Source organism: Geobacillus sp. WSUCF1 (assembly GCF_000422025.1).
Classification (GTDB): Bacteria; Bacillota; Bacilli; order Bacillales; family Anoxybacillaceae; genus Geobacillus; species Geobacillus zalihae.
On record NZ_ATCO01000216.1, the window covers coordinates 1 to 3,794 of the forward strand.

Sequence of the window (3,794 nt, forward strand, 5' to 3'; positions counted from 1 at the left end):
AGTCACTGTCGAACTCGGGTAAAAAATCATAAGCTGACTTAATCCTGATTTTCTTAACAATTGATCCTCTGGAACATTCCTTAATTTCCTTGCCGAAACTCCTGCCACTAATTCTTCTTTCTCTACATCTTTAGTGACTACGCTCCCGGTTGCCACAGCGCCACCCTCTTTGATCACCTTTCTAGGAAGAATAGTAGCGTTAACACCTATGCGTTCCCCTTTTTTCGCAGTCACACCTTTAAATTTTCCAAAACGCTCTTTACTTCGAGCCATATAATTATCATTTGTCGTAACGTAACTATTCACCCCAGTGCTAGTGTATAAAAAAGCCCAGCACAAATAGGGCATTTCGGTCATAGAAAATGCCCTAGGTAGCGGAAAGAACTCGATCGATCGTTTCGCCTGCCAACAGAAGACATAACGAATCCCACACGTTTTTTTCGTGTTTCGTCAGTGTGGAAACGATGCTTCTTGCGATGCAAAACGACTGCGCGAATGTTTCTTCGCGAAACGTACCCGAAATGTTCTCTTTGACTTTGACCATGCGAAGATCGCGTTCGGCTTGGTTGTTATCAAAGGGAACATGTACTTCACGTAAGAAACGCAGCGCTTCTTCCTTTCGTTTTTGAAGGCGTCGAACAAAAGCGAGTGCTTTTTTCGGAAGAGGCGTCATCGTTTCTAATCGGTGTTGTGCTCTTTCTAGGATGCGATCATACACTCGTTCCCACCGTCTCGCTTCTTCTTCGGAAAGTGCACCGTGATGGGCTTCGACTGCCTGTTTGGCGGCTAACAGAAACGTGGTCATGCGCATCGCCCACGTATGCCCTTGTTCGGTGAAGCCTTTTAGCTCACGTAAATGATGGGCATGACAAAGAGCATGTGTGGCTTTCGTGTATCTCGGATACGTACCGAATGCATCATGCATCATCGTCCCTTTGTATTGTGGAAGAACCCCGATCTCATCCGTTGCTTTCTTTCCACGAGAAGCGTGAGGAGCCAAGTATGTATATCTCGATGTACACGCGACATGCACCCATGCGAGTTTCCCATTGATGCGCAAACTCGTTTCATCGACATGCAGGATGTTGGATTCAAGTAAGGCGTCTTCGATGATGTCCATATTTGATTCCAACAATTCGCGTCCTCGTTTCACCATATTGGCAAGAGTTCCCGTACTAATCGAGTGTTGATATAACGCTTCGATTGTATCACTTAAACGCTTGTACGGGATCAATTGGATATGATGTAAATAAACAACGAGCGCCGTGAGCCGTGGACCGTATTGCACATGATTCGTGACATGGGATGGGAATTCGGCTTGTTGCACGCATCGACAATGTGGACACGATTTCACTTCACGTTCATGTTGTGTCACCTCGATCGCCACAGGAGGGACATCAAACACTTGACGGATATCGACTTTGAACGGTTTGACTTCACGCAAAGAAGCTCCACATCCTTGACACGTATGCACACGGTGGACGACACGATGATGTGGATGTTCCACTTGACGGAGCGTCTTCCCCTCATGTCCCTCTTGCCCACCAGGCTTTTTGCCAGACGGCTCGCGGGAGGAACGCTTTTTCTCAAAACGGTCAGAAGATGGGGGCAAATGGCTATTGGAGCTGTTTTTTTTCGTGCGTGCTTCCAGCTCTTGAACACGGTACTTCAGTTGTTCATTTTCTTTGCGTAGTTGTTTGTTTTCGTGACGCAAATGTTCATTTTCTTGAATGAGTTGATGAATGAGCTGTTTTTGTTGTTGAACTTTGCCGATTAAGCTCTCAACTGTAAATACAGCTTGTTGTACCATCAACATGCGATTCACCTCCTTGTCTATCAATATTCACATCATAGACAAGGAAAGAAGAAAATATTCAGCTCACTTTATGATGTGGCTGAATAGTTACGTCGTAACAACACAAGGAGCAATAAATACATAATCACCTAATTCTGAATAAGCTGTAATATAGCAGTTTGTTTCTAATTTGCAGTATTTACCTATTTTACAGTCATTTTCGATTGTCACGTCTTGACCAACAATGGTTCTTTCTCCAATCGTTACCCGCTCACGAATGGTCGCTAAATCAGCAATGATACTTCATCACCAATTTCCACATTTGCATAAATAATTGCCGAAGTCCCGATTATTACTCCTGAACCGATGACAACTGGCAGAAGTTGTTTCGTTTCCAACAATATCGATGGTTTTTACGCGCATCGATTGTTTGCTAATCACAACATTATCTTGAATAGTCAAATTATCATCAATTTTTGTCCCTTCAAAATAACTTTTAGCAGAAATATTCAATTTTGTTGGTCGGTTACACCTTACCTTTGGCTTTTACACTAATAAAACTGTATTAAATAATTGGTCAAGACCTATAATTATACTAAGAATTTTAGACAATGAGCTAATGCTACCCTCCATTCTCTCATTTCCCTAAACCCATTTAATTGAAGAGCCATATGATCTAACACCGAATAAGCCGGTCTTGGGGCTGGTCTTGGAAAATCTTTTGTTGTGCAAGGATTTACTTTAACCTCAATCCCAGCTTCCTCAAAAATCGCTTTCGCAAACTCATACCAAGAACAATGTCCCGAATTAGAAACATGATAAATGCCATACTTTTCTGTTTGAATTAGTTCTAAAATGCAATTGGCTAAATCTACTGTATACGTTGGACAACCAATTTGATCATGTACGACCATTAACTCATCTCGTTCTTGAGCCAATTTTAACATTATTTTAACGAAATTATTTCCATGCTTTCCATAGACCCAAGAAGTCCTGACAATGAAAAACTTAGAGTGTAAGTCGCGAACAAACTGTTCCCCGGCTAATTTGCTTTTACCGTATACACTAAGTGGATTTGTTGGAGCAAACTCATTATATGGCACATTCGCTGTTCCATCAAAGACATAGTCCGTACTGACATAGACAAGTTTTGCCCCTATTGCTTCCGACGCAACAACAACATTCCTTGTTCCATAAGCATTAATTAAAAATGCTTGATCTGGCTCTGATTCTGCTAAATCAACTTTTGTATACGCTGCAGCATGAATGACAACATCAGGGTTAACTTCACTAATAACCTGTTTTACTTGCTCAAAGTTTGTTATATCTAACTCGTCTCGTCCATAACCATAAACTTTATACCCTCTATCAGCGAGTAAATGGACTAAATCTGTACCAAGCTGACCTTTTGCACCTGTTACAACCACTTTCATAGCCTGTCACCATACTGTTTTTGATAGTAGTTCATATATTCACCGGATTTAATATTTTTCCACCATTCTTGGTTGTCAATATACCATTGGATCGTTTCAACAATACCCTTTTCAAAGGTATATTGTGGCTTCCAGCCAAGCTCTGTCATAATTTTCGTTGGATCAATTGCATAACGACGATCATGCCCTGGACGATCGGCTACATATTTAATTAAATCTTTTGATACACCAAGTTTTTCAACGATGAAATGTACAATTTCATTATTTGTCCGTTCATTATGTCCGCCGATATTGTATACTTCCCCAGGTCTACCTTTATGAATCACTAAATCAATCGCTGTGCAATGGTCTTTAACATGCAACCAATCACGAATATTTTGACCGTCACCGTAAATCGGAAGTTCTTTTCCTTCCAGAGCATTCGTGATCATTAACGGAATGAGTTTTTCAGGAAAGTGATATGGTCCATAGTTATTAGAACATCTCGTAATGTTCACATTTAGTCCATATGTTTCATGATACGCTCTTACAAGTAGGTCTCCACCAGCCTTACTTGCCGAATAAGG

At 41.2% G+C, this 3,794-nt stretch carries 5 protein-coding genes and 1 pseudogene; all 6 read right to left on the reverse strand.

Annotated elements, in window-relative coordinates; genetic code table 11:
- A pseudogene (locus tag I656_RS0116895) lies at positions 1-357 on the reverse strand (hypothetical protein); the annotation flags it as partial.
- A gap of 10 nt (positions 358-367) precedes the next feature.
- Positions 368-1,816 carry an IS66-like element ISBst12 family transposase gene (locus I656_RS00930; protein ID WP_012748948.1) on the reverse strand — a complete coding sequence of 483 codons (1,449 nt, stop codon included), beginning with the start codon at positions 1,814-1,816 and terminating at the stop codon, positions 368-370.
- 87 nt (positions 1,817-1,903) lie between these two features.
- Positions 1,904-2,026, reverse strand: coding sequence for a hypothetical protein (locus I656_RS19530; RefSeq protein WP_235048670.1), 123 nt, complete (start codon positions 2,024-2,026; stop codon positions 1,904-1,906).
- A 53-nt stretch (positions 2,027-2,079) separates the two neighbouring features.
- The gene (locus I656_RS20040; protein WP_369770210.1) at positions 2,080-2,196 is read right to left on the reverse strand and encodes a hypothetical protein; all 117 of its coding nucleotides are present in this window, start codon (positions 2,194-2,196) and stop codon (positions 2,080-2,082) included.
- A 189-nt stretch (positions 2,197-2,385) separates the two neighbouring features.
- Positions 2,386-3,228, reverse strand: a complete 843-nt coding sequence (gene rfbD, locus I656_RS00925) for a dTDP-4-dehydrorhamnose reductase (protein ID WP_020756768.1) — start codon at positions 3,226-3,228, stop codon at positions 2,386-2,388.
- Positions 3,225-3,794, reverse strand: a 570-nt coding sequence (locus tag I656_RS00920; protein WP_020756769.1) for a dTDP-glucose 4,6-dehydratase, incomplete at its 5' end; no start/stop codon positions are given. The genes rfbD and I656_RS00920, both read right to left, overlap by 4 nt.